Raw genomic sequence first — 20,282 nt, 5'->3', positions numbered from 1 at the left:
GTGTTCCATGTCCGCGTCCGGCCATGCCCCGTAAAGCCCTGTGAGAGACATCTGCCCCGGAGGGCGCACGAGGCGACGCTTCGGCCCCGTCTCCGCACACGTCCGCCCGTCGACCGAGGGCGCCGGTGTGAGTGGTCAGGCGCCGGCGCCGCCGAACCAGCGGGCAGCAGCGCGTGCGAACCGGTCGCGGTCCGGATCGAGTCCGTCGGCCCAGGCGACCACGCCGTCCGGACGGACGAGCAGCGCCCCGCAGCCCACTTCGTTCCTGGCTGATCCTGCGACGTACCGGATCAGGCCCTCGTGGCCGGCGAGGGCATCGGCGAGCTTGCGACCGGTGGTGAAGTCGAGGGCGACGCCCTGACCCTCGTGCATGTGGTCGCTGAGGTGCGTTCCGTCCGTGAAGTGGAAGTCGGGAGCGTTGCGGCCGACCAGAGGGTGAGTGCTGCCCAGGTCGTAGCGCTGGGCGGCGCCCGACGTCCGGTGGTACACGTACGTGGTTCCGTCTCGGGTGTTCAGCAGGTCGGCGACCAGAGCCTGGAGTGCCTGGGAGTGCGGACCCGGCTTCATGACCGCGCTCTGGGCGCGGGTCCAGTCCAGGATCTGTGCCCCGACCGGATGACGTTCTCGCGTGTACGTGCCGAGGAGGTCGTCGGGGGCGTGGCCGCGCACGGTCGCGGCGAGCTTCCAGCCCAGGTTCATGGCGTCGCCGATGCCGGTGTTGAGTCCCTGTGCGCCCAGGGGTGAGTGGATGTGGGCGGCGTCGCCGGCGAGCAGGACGCGGCCCCGCTGGTAGGTGGTGGTCTGCTTCGCCCGGTCGGTGAAGGTCGAGGCGAGCGGGACGTCGGTGAGGGTGACGTCGGTGCCGGAGACGTGGCGCAGCACGCTTTGCAGGTGCTGGACGGTCGGCGGCTGGGCGCGGTCGTAGGCTCCGCCGTCGTAGTCGATCATGCCGATGTGTCCGGGGGTGGGCATCCGCAGGTACATGCCGTCAGGGGTGAGGCTGAAGCCGGGCTGGAGTTTCTCGGGGTCGGCGACGGTGGCGAGCATGGTGTAGCCGGTGAACTCCGGTTCGGTGCCGGTGAACTCGAAGCCCGCCAGGCCCCGGACCGTGCTGCGTCCGCCGTCGCAGCCGACGAGCCAGCGTCCCTCGTGTTCGTGGTCGCCGGCCCGCACGGTGACGCTTTCGGTGTCCTGGCGCAGGTCCGACACCTTGGCGCCGCGGCGGATGTGGACGCCGAGCTTCGCAGCCTGCTCCGCCAGCACGGTTTCGACCGCTTCGAGGCTCGTCATCACGCCTTCGAGCACGGGCCCGGGGAGCCGGTAGGGCAGGGCACCGGTGTCGATGTCGGCCGCGTCGAGCATCATGCCGGCGAAGTGCGACACGCTGCGCGGCGCCGGTGCCGTGTCCTGGTCTTCGTCCGCGGTGCCGTACTTCTCGACACCCGAGGCGGTGAGGAGCTGCCGGAGCATCCCGCGACGGTGGAAGACCTCGACCGAGCTCGCGGACAGACCGCGCATGCCGAGGGGCATCGTCTTCCAGGGCGTGGTCCGCTCTTCCTGCTCCAGGACCAGGACATCGCAGCCGGCGAGGCCGAGTTCGCAGGCCAGCAGAAGGCCGACGGGGCCTGCGCCCGCTATCAGTACGTCATGCATCAGTCAGTCGTTCCGCTCGTGATCGTGATCAGGGGTGGACGGGCGGGGCTCACCGGAACAGCGTCAGGTCGACGGAGTCACCCAGCGCCCGGCAGCCGGCGTCGTTGCCGTGCAGGTGGTCGCCGGCGTGGAACTCCTCCCTGATCCGGCCCGGGTGGGCGGGGTCGTTCCAGACGGCGTCGAAGTCCAGGACCGCGTCGAAGGCGCCGCTCGTGCGGATCCACTCGTTGGCTTCCTGACGCACCTGCTCGCCTTCCGGGGTGAAGATGTCGTCGCCCTCGTACGGCGTGAGGGTGGCCGCGTACACGCGGACCGCGCGGGCGCGGGCCCGGGCGATGAGCTGGCGGTAGCCGGCGATCAGGTCGTCGGCGGTCACCGGGGCGCCGGGGAACATGGCGAGGAACTCCGGCGAGGGGCCGCTGCCGTCGCGCGGCGCATACGAGACGCCGATGTCGCCCAGGCCGATCGCCACGATGACGTGGGCGAGGCCGGGAGTGGCCAGTACGTCGCGGTCGAAGCGGGCCAGAGCTGCCTCGCCCAGCCCTTCGTTCAGCAGCCGATTGCCGCTGATGCCCTGGTTGGAAACGCAGACGGCAGTCCCACCGTGTTCGGCGAGACGCTCGGCCAGGCGGTCGGTCCACCGCCGGTTGGTGTCGGGAGTGGTACCCGAGCAGTCGGTGTTGGAGTCGCCGATGACCACGAGCGTGCTCAAGGGCGCGCCTGCGCGGACGTCGATCCCGGAGATGAGGGCTTGCAGGGGCAGCGACTCGGCTGTGGCAGGCAGAGCGAGCGCGTCGACGCTGTTGCCCGGGATCGTCCACGCGGTCTGCACCCCCATGGCGTGGCAGGTCGGGCTCTTGACCGCCTCCGGCAGGTACAGGCTGACGGAAAGCTCCGAGAGGGCCGGCGTGGACAGCTCGACCGGGTCGCTGAGCATCGGTGCTCCGGTCGGGACGGTCACGGCCGGCTTGCCGCCGAAGGTGAGGACCCGTTCGCTTCCCGGCCTGATGCCGCCGTCCGGTGCCGCCAGGGCGATGCGGGCAGCTCCGATGACCAGGGGCGCGGTGCCGTACTCGTTGGTGACGCGCAGCCGTACCTGCCGTCCGCCTCCGCTGATGCGGACCACCTGGCGCAGGGTCGTGTCGGCGAACGAGGGCAGGGGGCCGAACGCTTCGACCGGTGCGTGGGGCGAGGCGCCCCACGTCCGAGCCCAGCCGTCGTCCGCCAGGCCGGCAGCGCTGTTGGTCGTGGTGTTGCTCGTGGTGTTGGTCCCGATCACCGGGAACCTCCTGCAGTCGGGTCGTACGTCGTGTGGCCTTACGTCGTGTCGGCGTGTCGGCGTGTCGTTGTGTCGACTTGTCGTCGTGTGTCACGTCGTCGCACGTCGTGTGGTGACCCGCGGCGGTCGCCGTTGGCCACCGCGGTACGAGCAGACTGGCGCCGTGCGCTCACAGGCGGCGCACACCGCGCTGACACGAGCCCTCACCAGGAAAGGGACTCTGTGAGCTGCCCGCGTGTGGCCGCCTGCGAAGGGCGATCTGGCGGCCGTCCCGCCTAGTCCGCGCCCGGTGCTGTCGAGGGGCGTGCGGATTTGGTCATGCCGTGCGCTCACGCGAGGATGAGCAGATGGAGGGCGAGGCGCGGCTGCGCATCACGATGCTCGGCACGTTCCAGGCGTCGCGAGGCGAGACCGTTGTGCCCGTGCCCGGGGCCCGGCTCCAAGATCTTCTGGTGCGGCTGGCGTTGGCCGGAGGTGGCCCGGTCGGGCAGCAGGCCCTGATCGACGCGATCTGGCCCGAGGACTCTCCCGCCGATCCGGCGCACGCGTTGCAGGCGCTGGTGTCGCGGCTGCGCAGGACATTGGGCTCCGCGTCCGCGGTCGTACAGGTCGCGGGCGGCTACCGACTGACTGCCGATGCCCACGACGTGGACACGCTGCGCTTCGAGCACCTCGCCGCGGCTGGACATGAGCGTCTGCGCGCCCGGGATCCGCAGGGTGCGGCAGTCCGGCTCCGGGAAGGGATGGCCTTGTGGGGCGGGCCGTTGGGCGCGCCACCAGTCGTGGTGGCTGCGGTGGCGCCCGCAGCGGCGACCCGTCTCTCCCACGCCTCCCTGGAGGCCGTCGCCGACCTCGCCGAGGCCGAACTCGCCCTCGGCGACGCCGGTCAGGCCGCCGGTCGCCTGAACAGCCTGCTGTCCGAACAGCCGCTGAACGAGCGGGGCGTCGCGCTGCTCATGGATGCCCTGACCGCCCAGGGACGTCAGGGCGAGGCGCTGAGCCGGTACGAACACTTTCGCCGGCACCTGGCCGAGTCCTTCGGTACCGACCCCGGCGCAGCCTTGCGTGAACGGCACCTGCGTCTGCTGCGCACCCAACGGGAGCCGGAACCAGTCGCGTTCGGCACGCGCACCACGACCCCTGCGTACCCGAGCAATCTGCCCGCTGCTCTGACCAGTTTCATCGGTCGGGACGACGATCTCGCCCGTATCGACACCCTGTTCAGCTCCGGCCGTCTGGTCACCGTGCTCGGTCCCGGTGGAGCCGGCAAGACACGGCTGGCAGTCGAGAGCGCCCGCCGCCGGCAACGCGCCTACCGTGACGGGGCCTGGCTGGTCGATCTCGCATCGGTCACCGAACCCGGCAAGGTCGGCGCCGCGGTCCTGGCCGCGATCGGCCTGCGCGGCCCCGCGTTCTTCGATGCCGGAGGATCACATGATGCGGGAGGGCCACGTGATGTCGTACGGCCACGCGATCAGTTCTCGGCCCAAGTCGCCGCCCTGGCCGATCAGCTCGACGGCCTGGAGATCCTGCTCGTGCTGGACAACTGCGAGCACGTGATCGACGCCGTGGCGCACCTGACCTCGGCGCTGCTCCGGCGCTGCGTCGGTCTGCGAGTGCTGGCCACCAGCCGGGAACCGCTCGCCATCGACGGGGAAGCGCTGGTCCCCCTCGGCCCGCTGCCTGTGCCAGGCCCCGACACGGACGTGGAAGAGGTCCGCCACGCGCCCTCGGTACGCCTGTTCACGGAGCGGGCGGCGGCGGTGCGCCCCGGCTTCGAGGTCGACGACAGCAATCACGCCGAAGTGCTGCGCGTCGTACGCGACCTGGACGGCCTGCCGCTCGCGCTGGAACTGGCGGCGGCCCGCCTGCGCACACTCTCCCTGACCGACCTGGCGAGAGGGCTCAGCGACCGGTTCACACTGCTCACCACCGGCAACCGCACCGCCTCGGCCCGCCACCGCACCCTGCGCGCCGTCATCGCCTGGAGCTGGGACCTCCTCGAAGAGGACGCACGCACCGTTGCGGAGCGCATCGCCGTACTGCCCGGTGGGGTCACGCCCGCGTCAGCCGCTGCCGTCTGCACCGGAACCGCGGTTCCGGTCCGCGCCATCCCCGACCTTCTCGCCGCCCTGGTCGACCGCTCCCTGCTCCACCTCGCACCCGACAGCGGCCGATACCGCATGCTGGAGACGATCCGGCAGTACGGACTGGAACGTCTGGCCGCGCACCAACCTCCGGCAGGGGTACGCGACTTGGCCGCCCGGTACCTGGCGGACCTGGTCGCCCACCACGACCCGCTGACCCGCGGCCCCCGACAGATCGACGCCCTCCGCACCCTGCGCGCCGAGCACGACAACGTCATCGCCGCCCTGCGTCACCTCTGCGACAGCGGGGCAGCCGACACGGCGCTCGCGCTGGCACTCGATCTGACCTGGTACTGGCGGATGCAGAGCCGCCAGGAAGACGCCGCCTACTGGCTCGCACAGGCCGTCGCGCTGTCCGCCGATCGCTCCGGGGACCGATACGACATCGCGCGAGCGATGCTCCGACTCAGCAGGCACACTGGCCAGGGCTCCTCGGTCAAGGACCTCATGGTCGAAGGTGACGCGGACCTGAGCGCCCTCACCGGCCGCCTGCTCGGCCGCCGCAGACACTCCGTCTTCGCCGGCGCCCTGACCGCCGTCGGTCTCGCCCTCCTGAAGAAGACCCCGGAAACTGAGGAGCTCCTTCGAAGCTTCATCGACGGGCCAGACACCTGGCTCGCCGGCTACACCCACATCTCACGCGCCCATGCCTACGAGAACCAGGGCGACCTCGAACAGGCACGTGAGGATGTCGCGGCGGCCCTGCACCGCTTCACCCAGGCCGGCGATCACTGGGCCGTGGCCATGGCTCTGCCGCTGCGCTCCCTTCTGCGCCAGTACGACGGCGAACTGGGCGCGGCCCTCGCCGACTTGAAGGAAGCAGAACGGCTGGCCGAGCAGTTCGGGGCCCTCAGTCTTGGCGACGAGATCTTCCTCGCCCTGCGCCAGTCCGACCTGCTCATCCGTCTTGAACGGACAACTGAGGCCACCGACCTCATCACCGCGACCCGCCGACGTGCGCTGCGCTCGACCTCACCCGAGATGGCCGTCCTGCTCGACGCCCGCGAGTCCCGACTGCACATGCAGACGGGCGACCTGGACTGTGCCGGCCGGCTCATCGACGCGGCTGAGGCCCGGCTGCGCGAGCCTGATCCGCACGGCGGCGAACACGGCCAGGCCCTGATCGCGACCGTACGAGGCGAGTTCTGCCTTCGGAACGCCGACGGACAGGCGGCCGCACACGCCCTGCACCAGGCGTATGCCGCCGCGACACGCAGCCGCGACCTACCACTCGTGGCAACCGTGGCCGTGACCGTGGCCGGCTTGGCGGAGCTGTACGCGCGCCCTCATGACGTGGCCGCCCTGCTCGGCGCCGCCGCGCGCCTGCGTGGCGCCCACGACTCCACGGACCCCGACATCCGAGCATTGCGCACGCGCACACAGGCCGTTCTCGGCGAGCCGGACTTCAGCACGGCTTACAGCGAGGGCCGGCGACTTGACGTAACTGCCGCATTGGCCCGGGTCGATCCGGCGTTGCTGCTCCGCTGAGCTGGTTGCTCCGGCGGGACGCGACGTCCGAGGGCGTCAGGCGAAGTCGGCAGCGGTGGTGGGTTGTCGGGGTGTCGGTACGCCGTCGCGACGCCAGGTGGTGAGGGCGACGGCGAAGACGTCCTGGAACGCGTCCCCGGCGCGGTGCCCTCCACAGCATCGTCCGCTCTGCCCATCGCCCCGCGGAGCGCCCTCGGCCGGCCCCGGACGCGTGCAGCAGCATGTACTCGGGCGTTCCGGTCCCCTCTTGCCCGACTGCGCAGCCCGTGCGCACCGCTCCTGAGTTCCGGAGCCTGTGGAGGCCGCCGCACCCCTCGGACGTCCCCGACCGGTGAAACGGCGACCGCCGGCAGGTCTGTATCACCAAGACCTGATCGGAAGGACCGAACATGACCCTCGCCCCGCCCCACAAGGCACCGGCAGCACTGCCGTGGGTACTGGTGCTGACCGCGGTCGCCGCCCTCGTGGTGGCACTGGACCAGCTCGTGGTCGCCACCGCGCTCCAGACGATCCACCACGACCTGGGCGCCTCGATGACGAGCCTGGAGTGGACCGTCAACGCCTTCAGTCTCAGCTTCGCCGCGCTCATGATCCCCGGTGCCGAACTCGGCGATCGCATCGGCCGCAAGCGGACCTACATCCTCGGCCTGGTCGTCTTCGCGCTCGCCTCGGCCGCCTGCGCCCTGGCGCCGAACATCGGGTTGCTGATCGTCGCCCGCGTCCTCCAGGGCGCCGGCGGCGCCATGATCTCGCCCGCCGCGCTGGCACTCCTGACGGCAGCCGCGCCGCCGCACAAGCGCGGCGCCGTCATGGGCGTCTACGCTGCCGTGATGGGTCTCGCCGTCGTCGGCGGCCCGCTCGTCGGCGGCGCCGTCACCCAGGGCCTGGCCTGGCAGTGGATCTTCTGGATCAACGTGCCGGTCATCGCCGCGGTCATCCCGTTCGCGATGGCCAAGCTCACCGAGGCGAAGGGGAAGCCCGTCGCCGTCGACCACCTGGGCATCCTTCTTGTCGCGGCCTCGATGTTCGCCTTGGTGTGGGCGCTGGTTCGCTCGGGCCCGGCGGGCTGGGCCAGTGGAGAGGTGATCGGCTCCCTGATCGGCGGCCTGGTCCTGCTCGCCGCGTTCATCGCCTGGGAGCGGCGGGCCGCGGAACCGATGCTGCCGATGCGCCTGTTCCGCGTCCCCGCCTTCGCCGCCGGCAACCTCTCCACCCTCCTGCTGACCGCGTCCCTGTTCAGCACGGTCTTCTTCCTCGCCCAGTACCTCCAGGTCTCGCTCGGCCACTCGCCTCTGGGCGCCGGGGTCAGGTTCCTGCCGTGGACGGTGCCGCTGTTCTTCGTCGCCCCCCTCGCCGGGCGGTTGCAGGACCGTATCGGCCCGCGGTGGCTGATCTCGTCGGGGCTGTTCCTCCAGGGCGCGGGACTGGTGTGGCTGGGCGTCAACGCGCACCAGCACGACCCCTACGCCTCCTCGGTCGCCGCGCTGGTCATCTCGGGCCTCGGGACGTCGATGGCCATCCCCGCCCAGCAGAGCGCGGTGATGACGTCGGTGCCACCGCAGGCGATGGGCAAGGCTGGCGGCACCTTCAGCACCGTGCGCCAACTCGGCGGCGCCCTGGGCATCGCCGTCCTCGCCGCGGTGTTCGCGGCCCACGGCAGCGACCGGTCGCCGGAGCAGTTCGCGGACGGCTTCGCGGCGGCCGTCATCACGTCCGCGGTGCTCGCGTTCGCCGGGGCCGCCGCGGGCATCCTCACCCCGGGCCGCACACCCAGCGCGCGGCGAACCCCGCAGCGCCCGGCCGCTCCCACCGCCCAGGAGGAACTCGGTGTCCGTTGAGAACCGCCGCACGGGCGACGAGTTCACCCGGCTCGCCGACCCGTACCAGCAGGAACTGCTCGCGCACTGCTACCGCATGCTCGGGTCCTTCCAGGACGCCGAGGACCTCCTTCAGGAGACGCTGCTCCGGGCCTGGCGCGGATACGACAACTTCGACGAACGGTCGTCGCTGCGCACCTGGCTGTACCGGATCGCGACCAACGCCTGTCTGAGCGCCCTGCGGAGCAACCACCGGCGCGTCCTGCCCTCAGGTCTGGGCGCCGCGACGGAGAGCCCTGAGACCGCCGACCTGTCGCGGGCGGACGCGCTGCCGTGGCTCGGGCCGATCCCCACGCACCGTATCGGCACCCCGCAGGACGATCCCGCCGGCATAGCGGCGCTCCGCGACAGCACCCGGCTCGCCCTCATCGCCGCCTTCCAGCGGCTGCCCGCCCGGCAGCGCGCCGTCCTGATCCTCGTCGACGTGGTCGCCTTCCGTCCCGCCGAGGCGGCCGAGTTCCTCGGGATCTCCGTCACCGCCGCCCGCAGCCTGCTTCAGCGCGCCCGCGAGACGCTGGCCCAGGACATGCCGGACGAGGAGGAGACGGCGTCGCGCTCCACGGCCGACGCGGCGCTCGACGAGAAGATCATGCGGCAGTACCTGCGTGCTTTCGAGACTTCGGACACCGCCGCTCTGGCGGAGCTGCTGCGCTCGGACATCGAGTACGAGATGCCGCCGATCCCGACCTGGTTCCTGGGCCGCGCGGCCGTCGTGGACCACCTGAACCGTCGGGCCTTCACCCGGCCGCACCGCTCCCTCGCCACCTCGGCGAACGGCTGCCCGGCGGTGGCGACCTACAGCCCGGCGGGGGACGGCTCCTTCGTCCCGCACGGCATCCACGTACTGGAGATCCGAAACGGCCTGATCGCCCGGATCGTGGTCTTCCTGGACGGTGCGCTGTTCCCGTCGTTCGGCCTTCCCGCCTCGCTGCCCGGTCCCGAAGAGCTGTGAGCGGGACCTAGGCTCCGGACAGACGGTGAGCGCCCCGCCTGGGCGCTCGCCGGTCGAGCAGGTCGGCCGACGGTGGTGATCAGCGCGGCGCTGCTCCCTGGGGATCGGCGCCGGGCAGGGTTGGCCTGACAGGGTGGCGGTGCTCCGGCACCCGCCCGTCAAGCCTCTCATCTGCGGCGATGCCTGCTAGCTTCGCGAGCTGATCCGAGGACCCCGCATGCCTTCAGCATGGCCGGGGCCGCGACCGCGAGGCGAGGGTGATGATGTGAGGGAAGACGTGGAGAGGCCAGAAGCCGGGGCTGCGTTGAAGCGCAGGAGTTTCCTGGCCACCACTGCCGTGGCGGCCGGTGCGCCGGCCATCGCGGCCGCCGCACCCGCGTCGGCCGCAGCGGGCCCGAGCGGCGGACCGTCCGAGCCGGCGCCACCCGGTGCCGTGGCCCGTCTGCTGGCCGTCCCGGAGGCCGGTCGTGGCATCGACTGGCTCCGTTCGGCGCTCCAAGTCGCCGTGGAGCTGGAGCTGTCCACCATCCCGCCCTACCTGTGCGGCTGGTGGTCGATCGGGGACCGCGGCTCGCAGGCCGCGCGACTGATCCGGCGCGTCATCGACGACGAGATGTACCACCTGGGCGTGGTGTGCAACCTGCTCGTGGCGGTGGGCGGGCAGCCGCGGATCAGGGCGGCGGCGCCCACCTATCCCGGCCCGCTGCCCGGCGGCGTACGGTCCGGCGTGACCGTGTACTTGTCCGGTCTCACCAAGTCCCTGGTGCAGATGATGATGACCATCGAGGCCCCCGAGGAGCCGCTCGCCCTCAGCGACAGCGTCACGCACACCGTCGGCGCGTTCTACGGCGCCGTGCTGGAGGGCTTCCGGTCCGAGAACCCGGAGTTGTCGGGCCGTGGGCAACTGAACGCGCGCATCGGCCCCGACGAGCTGCGGCCCGTCGAGACCCTCGCCGACGTGGAGCGCTCCATCGACATCATCAGGGAACAGGGCGAGGGCACGAGCAGTTCCCCGGCCGACTCCTTCACCGACGACCACCCGGCGCACTACTACGCCTTCGCCGAGATCTACCACGGCCGCCAGCTGCGCCAGACCGCCGAGGGCTGGGCGTTCACCGGGGCACCCGTTCCCTTCCCGGACGCACGCCCCATGGCTCGGGTCCCGGCGGGCGGCTGGCCCCGGCCGGCGGCACCTGTGCGGCAGCTCCTGGACCGGTTCGACAACACGTACACCACCCTGCTGACCTCCCTCGACGCGGCCTGGTCCGACGGCGGGCCCCGCGCCCTGGGCGCGGCCGTCCACGCCATGCGCGCCCTGGAGGAGCCCGCCGTGCGGCTCATGGAGACCCAGATCCCCGGAAGCCGGAGCACGTACGGCCCCCAGTTCCACGCGCTGTCCTAGCGGGGGGCAAGCTGAGGACATGGTGTCCTTGCCGGCTCAGGAGCATTCGGGCGCCGCGTGATCGGCGTGCCGACATCCTCTTGGCGGTGTTCTTCGCCGCTGCCTTCTTGGCCCGCTGCCTCTTCGTGGTCTTCTTCGGCCTCTCGTAGACGTAGGGATCCTCGCTACGGGAGGCCTTGGCCTGCCCGACGGATGTCTCTGAGGGCGTGTCCCCCGCGAGGGCGACGATCGCGTCCTGCGATCCCCCTGCCCAACAGGCAGCACGGCGTTTTCTCGTCACGACGCACAGCCGCAGCGCTATGACGCTGCCGCGGACATGAACATGGTTGGTACACCAACCGCTGGATGACGGTGAGTCAAGCGGTGAGGCTGGGTGGGTGTTCCTGAATCGGTCCCCCATGCGTGACGCGAGTGACTCGCCCCGGTCCCGGGCCAGGGAGGACTGCCCCGTGCCCCGTGCCGAGTCCGGAGTCACCTGCCCGCGAGCGCGAGGCACCCGGTCACCGATTCCGCCCCGACGGCCGAGGCCCCACACTCTCGGCTGCCTCTCGTCATCGCGAACAGCGCGTCGCAGCCGCCGGTGCACCCACGCCGTCAACGCGACCGCCACCCCACCCGTCACGACCGCCCGTACCCACACCGAGGGAGCGTGGACATGTCCACCGAACGTCCCGACCCGGCCTTGACCTCCGACCCGCCTGTGTCCCCCTCCGTACCCTCGCGACGTACCTTCATCGCCACGAGCACGGCCATCGGCGGAACGGTCGTGGCCGGCGGCCTGGTCGCCGGGCCGCCTGCACCCGGCGCCGAAGCGGCGGCTGCCGAGGCGGCTCCCGGCAGCCGCGTCTCCTTGACGGTCAACGGCGTCCGGCACACCGTCGCGATCGACAACCGCACCTCGCTCCTCGACCTGTTGCGTGAGCACCTGGGCCTGACCGGTGCCAAGAAGGGCTGCAACGCCGGGGCGTGCGGCGCCTGCACGGTGCTGGTCGACGGACGCCGGGTCAACTCGTGCCTGACGTTGGCGGTGCGGCTGGAGGGCGCCGAGGTCACCACGGTCGAAGGTCTGGAGAACGGCGACCGGCTGCATCCACTGCAACAGGCGTTCATCGACCAGGACGCCTACCAGTGCGGCTTCTGCACACCGGGGCAGATCGTGTCCGGTGTCGGATGCATCCAGGAAGGACACACCGGTTCCGCGGAAGAGATCCGGGAGTGGATGAGCGGCAACCTGTGCCGCTGCGGTTGCTACGTGAAGATCGAGCGCGCGATCGAGCAGGCCGCGGGCAGGAAGTGAGGACCGGTTCCCATGCATCCCTTCACCTACACCAAGGCCACCACCACGCGAGAAGCGCTTCGTGCCGGTCGGCGCGGCGGGCGTTACATCGCCGGCGGCACCACCCTCGTCGACCTGATGCGGGAGACCGTCGAACACCCCGGCTCGCTGATCGACATCAGTCCCCTGCCCCTGGGCGAGATCACCGTCACCAAGAGCGGGGGGCTGCGCATCGGCGCGCTGGTGAGAATGTCCGATGCGGCGGCCCACCGGGGCCTTCGGGCCCTGTTCCCCGTCGTCTCGCAGGCGTTGGAGCTGAGCGCCTCGGCCCAGTTGCGGAACATGGCCACCATCGGCGGCAACATCATGCAGCGCACCCGGTGCCCTTACTTCCGTGACGTGACCGCCCCCTGCAACAAGCGCGAGCTCGGCGCCGGTTGCGCCGCACGGCACGGCTACAACCGCGGCCACGCGATCCTGGGCACCTCGGACGCCTGCGTGGCCACCCACCCCTCAGACGTGGCCGTGGCCTTCGCGGCCCTGGAAGCAACCGTGCACCTGCTGGGGCCGGACGGTGAACGCAGCCTGCCCTTCAGCGACTTCCTGCTCCGGCCGGGCAACACCCCGGACCGCGAACAGGACGTCCGGCCGGGCGAGTTGATAACAGCCGTACAGATCCCGGCCCTCCCGCGCCCGCTGAGGTCCGGCTACCTGAAAGTGCGCGACCGGCAGTCCTACGAGTTCGCCCTCACCTCGGCGGCCGTCGCCCTGCACATCAGCGGCGGAGTGATCCGCGAGGCCAAGGTGGCCGCCGGCGGCGTGGGCACGGTGCCCTGGAAACTGCCCGCCGTAGAACGCCACCTCATCGGCGAACGCCCCTCCGACCGGCTGTGGGCCCAGGCCGCCGAGCACGCGCCGGACGGGGCGCGCCCCCTCAAGCACAACGGCTTCAAGACCGAGCTCCTCAAACGCACCGTCGAACGCCAGCTGCGCATCGTAGGAGGCACCGAATGAGCCAGCCACAGGCGGCCGTCGGGGCGCCGGCGCCCCGGGTCGACGCACGTCTTAGGGTCACCGGGAGGACGAAGTACGCCGCGGACAACAACCCCGACGGGGTCGTGCACGCGGTCGTCGTCGACAGCAGTGTCGGACGCGGCCGTGTCACCGGTGTCGACGCGCGTGCCGCCGAAGCCCTGACCGGAGTCCTGAAGGTGATCAGCCATCTCAACGCGCCCGAACTGCCGCCCCGGGCGCCGGGATTCCCACCGGGTGAGGCGCTGCGCCCATTCCAGGACGACCGCGTCCGGTTCTTCGGACAGCCCGTCGCGGTCGTGGTGGCGACCACGCTGGAGGTCGCGCAGCACGCCGCGAGCCTGGTGCGGGTCTCCTACGACACCCAGCCGCCCTCGACCGACATCGGCGTCGCCGACCCCGCGGACGATCCCGAGACCTACGCACGCGGCGAAGCGGACGAGGCCCTGAAGACCTCCGACGTCAAGCTGGACCTGTCGTACCGGATGGCCCGCAACCACCACAACCCGATGGAGCCGGCCGGAACCGTCGCCCGCTGGGAAGGTCACAAGCTCACGCTCTGGGAGAAGACCCAGCACGTGCAGGGCACCGCCGAGACGATGGCCGCCGAGTTCGGCATGGATCCCGAGGACGTCCGCGTCATCTCACCGGCCGTCGGCGGCGCCTTCGGCAGCGGTGGCCGGACCTGGGTGCACACCTCCATCGCAGCCCTGGCCGCCCGCGAGGTGAAGCGCCCCGTGAAGCTCGTCCTCACCCGCAGGCAGACGTACTTCGGCGTGGGATACCGGCCCGCATACGAGTACGAACTGCGGCTGGGCAGCGACCGGCGGGGACGCCTGACCGCGTCGACGCACGACGTCCGCACCGAGTCCTCCCGCTACGAAAGGCACAGCGAGGACGTTCTCGCCGCCGGGCGGATGCTCTACAGCACGCCCAACGTCCGCCAGCTGTACGCGCATGTGCCGCTGGACGTGAACACGCCCACCTGGATGCGTGGCCCCGGCTACTCCAGCGGGGCGTTCTGCGTCGAGACGGCGATGGACGAACTCGCCCACGAACTGGGCCTGGACCCGATCGAGTTGCGGCTGCGCAACGAACCCTCGGCCGACCAGTCCACCCAACTGCCGTTCTCCACCCGCCGCCTGCGCGACTGCTACCGCACGGGTGCCCGGGAGTTCGGCTGGCACCGGCGCAACCCAGAGCCCCGCTCGACGCGCGACGGTGACTGGCTCATCGGCATGGGGATGGCCGCCGGTGTCTACGACACCGCGCGCAGCGCGGCCCAGGCCTCGGTCCGACTCGACGCCGACGGCACCGCCCTGGTCCAGTCCGCGACCAGCGACATGGGCCCGGGCACGGCCACGTCGATGACGCAGGTCGCCGCCGACGCGCTGGGCCTGACCATGCGCCAGGTCACCTTCCGGCTCGGTGACTCCGTCCTGCCGCCGGCTCCCGGCCACCACGGCTCGCGGACCATGGCCAGCATCGGATCCGCCGTCCAGGACGGCTGCGACAAGCTGCGCGGGCAGGCGGTCACACTCGCGGTCAAGGACGAGGACTCACCGCTGTACGGTGTCTCCCCCGCCGACGTCGTGGTGCGCGGCGGCCGGCTGTACGTGAAGGACGAGCCCACTCGCGGGGAGACCTACCGGGTGCTCCTCGCCCGCCACGACCTCACCCACCTCGAAGCGCTCGGCTCGTACGCCGGGGCGCCGGAATCGGAGAAGTTCTCCTACTACGCCTACGCCGCCACGTTCGCGGAAGTGGCCGTCGACGCCCGACTCGGCCTGGTACGGGTCCGGCGCATGCTCGGTGTGTACGACGCCGCCCGGATCATCAACCCGAGACTCGCCGACAGCCAGGCCATCGGAGCCATGACCGGCGGTATCGGCCAGGCGCTCCTCGAACACACGGTCACCGACCACCGCGACGGCAGGATCGTCAACGCCAACCTGGCCGACTACCTGGTGCCGACCCACGCCGACATGCCCGAGTTGAAGGCGATCTACATCGAGGGGGAGGACTTCGAGGCCGACCCGATCGGAGTCAAGGGCCTGGGCGAGATCGTCATCGTCGGAGTGGCCCCCGCCATCGCCAACGCGGTGTTCAACGCCACCGGCCGCCGCATCCGCCACCTGCCCATCACCGCCGAAGCACTGCTCTGAGCCTCCGGGTGGCCGGTGCATTCACCGGACCACCCCGGGCTTCCGGGCTCCCGGGCTCCGGCGCTGCGCGACGCCACACCGCCGGACACCAGGGCCACCGCCGCAGCCGCTTCCCCGAGGCGCGGCGGTGGCCCCTGATGGCACACCTATCTCACGGAAAGCCGCCCATGCTGAACATCGCGGACACACTGCACCAGTGGTACGGCAGGGCCCGCCCCTTCGCCCTCGCCACCGTCACCCAGGTCAGCGGCAGCGCACCCCTGCCCGTAGGCACCGCCCTCGCCGTCGACATCGAGGGCACCGCGGTCGGGAACGTCTCCGGCGGCTGTGTCGAAGCGGCGGTCTACGAACTGTGCCGGCACGTCCTCGCACAGGGCGGGCCACCAGCCCGCACCCGCTTCGGCTACTCCGACGACGACGCCTTCGCCGTCGGCCTGACCTGCGGTGGCGAGATCGAGGTCCTGGTCCAACGCGTGGAGCCCGCTGCCGAGACACACCTCGCCGCCACCCTGGAGGCCGTGCTCGCGGACCGCTCCTGCGCCGTGGCCCACGTCGTCGACGGCCCCGACCACCTCCTCGGCCGCACCCTCCACGTCCCCGCCGACGAACCCCACGACGGCACCCTCGGCGGTGCGGACGAGGACAAGACGGTCGTGGCGCATGCCCGAGCCCTCCTGCGTGCGGGACGCACCGCGCGCATCGAGGTCGGCGGCGAAGCCGACACGTGCCCCACCAGGTTGACGCTCCTCGTCCACACCCACGCCCACCGTCCCCGCATGCTGATCTTCGGCGCCGTCGACTTCGCCGCCGCCCTCAGCCAGGCCGGCCGCTTCCTCGGCTACCAGGTCACCGTCTGCGACGCCCGCCCCGTGTTCGCCACGCCGGCGCGCTTTCCGCACGCCGACGAGATCGTCACCGCCTGGCCGCACCGCTACCTCGCGGACACCGAGACCGACGCCCGCACCGCCGTCTGCGTCCTGACCCACGACGCCAAGTTCGACATCCCCCTGCTGAGGCTGGCGCTCGCCCTCCCCGTCGGCTATGTCGGCGCCATGGGCTCCCGACGCACCCACGGCCAACGTGTCGGTTTGCTGCGGGAAGCCGGCGTGTCCGAGGAGCAACTCGCCCGTCTGCACTCACCGATCGGCCTGGACCTCGGTGCCCGCACTCCCGAGGAGACCGCCGTCTCCATCACAGCGGAGATCATCGCCCACACCAACCACGGTACGGGCCTGCCCCTGTCCCACGGCACGGGCCGCATTCACCCTCCCGCACATCCTCTGCCCGATTACGCGACGGCGCCGTAACTCACCAGAGAGGCACGGGAAACGGGTCCACGGGCCGTCGAGCCACCGGGTCCGCCCACCCAGGGGTCGGCAACCCCTGGAAAGCCGCGTGTCTTCGGGTCAGGGTGGTGGTGTGAATCTTCCAGAACTGGGCGACTTTCTGAGGTCACGCCGTGATCGCATCCGCCCCGGGGACGTCGGCCTGCCGACCGGGCCGCGCCGCCGTGTAACGGGTCTTCGCCGTGAAGAAGTCGCCCAGTTGGCCGGTGTCTCGGTCGACTACTACATCGAGCTGGAGCGCGGGGCGGGCGTCCAGCCCTCGGAGCACATGCTCGCCGCGCTCGCCCGGGCACTCCGACTGAGCCGGGACGAGCGCGACTACCTGTTCTCCCTGGCGGGCCGTCCGCTGCCGCCGTCCGGCAGTCCGGCCGACCACGTCCATCCGGGGATGCTGGACCTGATGCATCGTCTGGGCGGCACGCCGGCCCAGGTGGTCACCGACCTGCGCGTCATGCTCGTACAGAACCCTGCGGCTCGTGCGCTGCTCGGTCCACCGCCGTCCACGACCGGATGGACCGCAAGTTTCCTGTACCGGTGGTTCACCGACCCTGAGGCACGGGCGCTCTACCCGCCCGAGGACCACGCCGAGCACACCCGCTCCTTCGTGGCCGACCTGCGGGCGGCCTCGGCCCGGCGCGGCGCCGACCCCGATGTCCGGGCGATGATCGCGGCGTTGAGCGCGCGCAGCCCCGAGTTCTGCGCACACTGGGCCCAGCACGATGTGTCGTTCCGACGGCACGACAGAAAGCGTCTGATGCATCCGGAACTCGGACTGCTCGACGTCAACTGCCTGAACCTGTTCAGCGAGGACGGACGCCAACGGCTGCTCTGGTTCACCCCCGCCCTCGGGACGGACTCCGTCGCCAAACTGGAACTGCTCGCCGTGCTCGGCACACAGGCCTTCGATCGGTAGGAGTTCTGAGGGGGCGTTCGGTGAGGCGCCGACGAAGCGGTTGCGGGGCTCAGTTCACGTACCGACTCACCGTCTCCGGATGGATGACGACACGGACCTGTTCGGTGGCCAGCATCGCGGCGAGCGCTTCGGCGCGGGCCGGGTCGTCGAGGTCCCAGTAGCGGGCGGCCAGGCGGGCGCAGAGGTCGTGGGCGCCCTCGGGTTCCACCGTGGTGCGGCCGGCGACCGACAGCCAGCGCTCGCGTTCGCCCACCGGGGTGGCGACGACAATGGAGGCGCGCGGGTCACGGCTCAGGCGCCGCACTTTGAGCGAGTCCGGGGCCGTGGCCAGTTGGATCGTGCCGTCGGCGGTGGCCTCGAACCACACCGGTCGGGGCTGTGGCGGGAGCGGTCCGCCGGCCACGGTCAGGAACCCGTGCAGGGGGCGTCGGAGGAAGGCGAGGTCCTCGGGGGTCAGGGTGTCGGTGCTCATCCCAGTCCTGTTGCTCATGACGCCGATTGAACACGGACGACCTGGACGAACCCATGGGTGAAAAGCCGAAATGCCTGTGTGTTCGTCTAACCTCGCTGAGGTGGACGTGTTCAGCGATCTGATCCGTGGAGTACGAGCCCACGGCTCGTTGTTCGGCAGTTCGACCCTGTCCCCGCCCTGGGCACTTCGTTTCGTGGACGGCGCGCCGCTGACCTTGTGCACCGTCCTCACCGGGGCGGGCTGGATCGTGCCGGAGCACCACCCACCCGAGCCGCTGCGCGCCCGCGAGACGATCGTCGTACGCGGCCCGGCGCCGTTCTCCTTCGTCGACGAGCTCAGTACGCAGGCCGAACCGATCGCATGCGGCGAACACTGCGCGGCCCCCGAACGGGGTGGGACCCGGCACCGGCGCGGCTGGAACGACCACTGCGCGGACGCCACTTGCGGCCACGGAACGGCGACCCTGATCGTCGGCGCCTACCCTCTGCACGGTGAGATCAGCCGCCAACTGCTCGACGCGCTGCCCGTCGTGCTCCGCGTGGGCGCCGGGGGGACCGGTGACGCCGTACTGGAGCACCTCGCCGCCGAGGTCGCCGTCGACGCGCCGGGCCAGCAGGCGGTGCTCGACCGCCTGCTGGACTGGATGCTGGTCTGCACGCTGCGCGAGTGGTTCGACCGCCCCGGCGGTGAGCCCCCTGCCTGGTGGGCCGCCCAGCGGGACCCGGTGGTCGGTGACGCGCTGCGCCTGCTGCACGCCGAGCCGGCGGCACCCTGGACGGTCGCCGCGCTGGCCGAACGCGTCGGGGTGTCGCGTTCGACGTTGGCCAAGCGGTTCGCCGAGCTGGTCGGCGAGCCGCCGCTGACCTACCTCACCCGCTGGCGTATGACGCTCGCGGCAGATCTGCTGGTCGAGCGGCGGTCCGCGACCGTCGCGGACATCGCCCGCGCGGTGGGGTACGCCGACCCGTTCGGATTCAGTGCGGCGTTCAAACGGGTCCGGGGCCTCAACCCGAGCGAGTTCCGCCGCACCGCGAGCACGGCCTCCCCGGCGGCTGAGCGGTCCGCCGCAACGGGTCCCAACCGGTAGGACTCACTCCGCCACGGTGCTCCCCCTGATCAGCAGCCGGTACGGCGCCCGCGCCTCGCTCGGCGAGGGTGCCGTGCCCTCGATGATGCCGGCCAGGGTACGGACGGCCAGCCCAGCGATGTGCGCCTTGTCAGGCGCGATGGTGGTGAGCGTCGGCGAGCTGTACTCGCCTTCCTGGATGCCGTCGACGCCGATCACGGCGACGTCCTCGGGCACCCGGAGTCCCGCGCGGGCGACGGCGTGCATCGCGCCGATGGCAAGAAGGTCGTTGTAGCAGAAGACGGCGTCGGGCGGCTCGGGCAGGGCCAGGAGCTGCTCCATGGCCCGCGCGCCCAGGTGGCGGTGGAAGCGCGGGGTGGGCACGACGAGGCTCTCGTCGACGGGCAGTCCCGCCCTCTCCAGGGCTTGGCGGTAGCCGATCGTACGCAGTTGCGCGGTTTCGCCGGTGCTGTAGGGCTGGTCACCGATGGCGGCGATGCGCCGACGCCCCAGCGCGACAAGGTGGTTGGTGGCCTCGCGGGCGGCAGCGACGTTGTCGATGGCCACATGGTGGAAGTCGCCGTTGAAGATGTGTTCGCCCAGGAGGACCACGGGCACACGGTTGGCGCGCTCGCGCAGTTCGTCCGCCGAGATGCTCAGCGGGCTCAGCAGCAGCCCGTCGAACATGGTGGCCCGGGAGTCACGGCCGAGCAGTTCGCGTTCCCGATCGCCGTCGCCGTCGGTCTGGTCGAGCATGACGACGTAACCGTGCGCTCGGGCCGCGGTGATGACCTCGCGGGCCAGCTCCGCGAAGTAGGGGACGTCGAGTTCCGGCACGACGAGGGCCAGCATGCCGGTGCGGCCTCGGCGGAGGTTGCGCGCGACCAGGTTGGGCCGGTAGTCGAGCTCCTCCAGTGCCGCCTCCACCCGGGTTCTCAGCTCCTCGGAGACGGGCACCGACGCGTTGACCACGTTGGACACGGTGCGGATCGAGACGCCCGCCCGCTTGGCGACGTCACGGAGCGTTGCGCCGGCCATCCATGTCTCCTCTTCGCTGCCCCTCGGTCCGCCGACTCCGTCCGACCGGACGTGTCTGCATCGGCAAGAGAATGTTACTCGGGTATTGCATCGTTGCAAAAGGGCGCGCATCATCTCTGCATCGTTGCAATCCGGCGCCGCCTTCACGTCGCCGCGACGACAGTTCCGTACAGGCA

The 20,282-nt window shown here is 71.2% G+C and carries 14 protein-coding genes; 10 read left to right on the top strand and 4 right to left on the bottom strand.

All coding sequences use genetic code 11. The annotated features are described in order from the left end of the window. Window positions 1-135: 135 nt before the first annotated feature. Window positions 136-1,653 (bottom strand): FAD-dependent monooxygenase, encoded by a 1,518-nt coding sequence (locus tag AOJ26_RS02835; protein ID WP_053846543.1) that lies wholly within the window; start codon window positions 1,651-1,653, stop codon window positions 136-138. 49 nt (window positions 1,654-1,702) lie between these two features. Then, window positions 1,703-2,932, bottom strand: coding sequence for an SGNH/GDSL hydrolase family protein (locus AOJ26_RS02830; RefSeq protein WP_234358418.1), 1,230 nt, complete (start codon window positions 2,930-2,932; stop codon window positions 1,703-1,705). Window positions 2,933-3,255: 323 nt separating this feature from the next. On the opposite strand from AOJ26_RS02830, the gene AOJ26_RS02825 reads away from it, so the two are divergent. The 9 genes from AOJ26_RS02825 to AOJ26_RS02785 all read left to right on the top strand — a co-directional run bounded on the left by AOJ26_RS02825 (window position 3,256) and on the right by AOJ26_RS02785 (window position 17,530). Further along, window positions 3,256-6,567, top strand: a complete 3,312-nt coding sequence (locus AOJ26_RS02825) for a BTAD domain-containing putative transcriptional regulator (RefSeq protein ID WP_234358417.1) — start codon at window positions 3,256-3,258, stop codon at window positions 6,565-6,567. A gap of 389 nt (window positions 6,568-6,956) precedes the next feature. Next, the gene (locus AOJ26_RS02820; protein WP_053846541.1) at window positions 6,957-8,405 is read left to right on the top strand and encodes an MFS transporter; all 1,449 of its coding nucleotides are present in this window, start codon (window positions 6,957-6,959) and stop codon (window positions 8,403-8,405) included. Then, a complete protein-coding gene (locus AOJ26_RS02815) occupies window positions 8,395-9,396 on the top strand; it encodes an RNA polymerase subunit sigma-70 (RefSeq protein ID WP_053846540.1) in 1,002 nt (333 codons plus the stop codon). Before AOJ26_RS02820 ends, AOJ26_RS02815 begins: the two co-directional genes overlap by 11 nt. Before the next feature lie 304 nt (window positions 9,397-9,700). Then, on the top strand, window positions 9,701-10,798 hold the full coding sequence (locus tag AOJ26_RS02810; protein ID WP_267889441.1) for a ferritin-like domain-containing protein: 1,098 nt from the start codon (window positions 9,701-9,703) through the stop codon (window positions 10,796-10,798). Between the two features lie 655 nt (window positions 10,799-11,453). Beyond that, complete coding sequence (locus AOJ26_RS02805) at window positions 11,454-12,095, top strand: (2Fe-2S)-binding protein (RefSeq protein ID WP_053846538.1); 642 nt, start codon at window positions 11,454-11,456, stop codon at window positions 12,093-12,095. Window positions 12,096-12,107: 12 nt separating this feature from the next. After that, a complete protein-coding gene (locus AOJ26_RS02800) occupies window positions 12,108-13,088 on the top strand; it encodes an FAD binding domain-containing protein (protein ID WP_053846537.1) in 981 nt (326 codons plus the stop codon). Beyond that, window positions 13,085-15,271: a xanthine dehydrogenase family protein molybdopterin-binding subunit gene (locus AOJ26_RS02795; RefSeq protein WP_053846536.1), complete on the top strand. Its 2,187-nt coding sequence runs from the start codon at window positions 13,085-13,087 to the stop codon at window positions 15,269-15,271. Before AOJ26_RS02800 ends, AOJ26_RS02795 begins: the two co-directional genes overlap by 4 nt. Window positions 15,272-15,438: 167 nt before the next feature. Then, entirely contained in the window at window positions 15,439-16,578 is a 1,140-nt protein-coding gene (locus AOJ26_RS02790; protein ID WP_053846535.1) for an XdhC family protein, read from the top strand. A 112-nt stretch (window positions 16,579-16,690) separates the two neighbouring features. Beyond that, window positions 16,691-17,530: a helix-turn-helix transcriptional regulator gene (locus AOJ26_RS02785; protein ID WP_053846534.1), complete on the top strand. Its 840-nt coding sequence runs from the start codon at window positions 16,691-16,693 to the stop codon at window positions 17,528-17,530. A 49-nt stretch (window positions 17,531-17,579) separates the two neighbouring features. Here AOJ26_RS02785 and AOJ26_RS02780 read toward each other — a convergent pair whose 3' ends face one another. Then, entirely contained in the window at window positions 17,580-18,020 is a 441-nt protein-coding gene (locus tag AOJ26_RS02780; RefSeq protein ID WP_234358416.1) for a pyridoxamine 5'-phosphate oxidase family protein, read from the bottom strand. 82 nt (window positions 18,021-18,102) lie between these two features. Between AOJ26_RS02780 and AOJ26_RS02775 the strand changes: the two genes are divergently transcribed. Next, entirely contained in the window at window positions 18,103-19,089 is a 987-nt protein-coding gene (locus AOJ26_RS02775; RefSeq protein ID WP_053846532.1) for an AraC family transcriptional regulator, read from the top strand. Window positions 19,090-19,092: 3 nt separating this feature from the next. Here AOJ26_RS02775 and AOJ26_RS02770 read toward each other — a convergent pair whose 3' ends face one another. Continuing rightward, complete coding sequence (locus AOJ26_RS02770; RefSeq protein WP_053846531.1) at window positions 19,093-20,106, bottom strand: LacI family DNA-binding transcriptional regulator; 1,014 nt, start codon at window positions 20,104-20,106, stop codon at window positions 19,093-19,095. Between the last annotated feature and the right edge of the window lie 176 nt (window positions 20,107-20,282).

Source organism: Streptomyces sp. NRRL B-24085 (assembly GCF_001282115.1).
GTDB lineage: Bacteria > Actinomycetota > Actinomycetes > Streptomycetales > Streptomycetaceae > Streptomyces.
This window is presented reverse-complemented; position numbering and strand designations above follow the sequence as displayed.